Source organism: Microbacterium sp. CIAB417 (assembly GCF_022788845.1).
The window spans coordinates 1-423 of sequence record NZ_JAHZUT010000047.1 but is presented as its reverse complement, the minus strand read 5'-3'; the positions used below and the strand labels follow the sequence as shown (position 1 = coordinate 423).

The following is a 423-nucleotide window of genomic DNA, read 5'->3' as shown; positions in this document are numbered from 1 at the left end:
TGAACCAAAAAATCTTTCCAAACGTTGACCATGCGGCCACGTCTCGTATCCAGTATTAGACGCCGTTTCCAGCGCTTATCCCAGAGTCCAGGGCAGGTTGCTCACGTGTTACTCACCCGTTCGCCACTGATCCACAGAGCAAGCTCTGCTTCACCGTTCGACTTGCATGTGTTAAGCACGCCGCCAGCGTTCATCCTGAGCCAGGATCAAACTCTCCGTAAAAGAAAAATGCATACACACAACGGAAAAAGAAGTGCGCAGCGAGTTTGAACTGACCAAAAGGATGTCAAAACTGACAATCCATAACGCCAACCCCAAAGGGTTGGACTTGATCCAAAGGAATCTCACCCAGCCGAAGCTGGAACGAGGTTATTTGGCATTTGACAAGTGCACGCTGTTGAGTTCTCAAGGAACGGATGCTCC

The 423-nt window shown here is 49.9% G+C and carries 1 rRNA gene; it reads right to left on the bottom strand.

The features are described 5' to 3' along the window. A 16S ribosomal RNA gene (locus KYX17_RS31665) occupies nucleotides 1-222 on the bottom strand; the annotation flags it as partial. Nucleotides 223-423 lie beyond the last annotated feature (201 nt).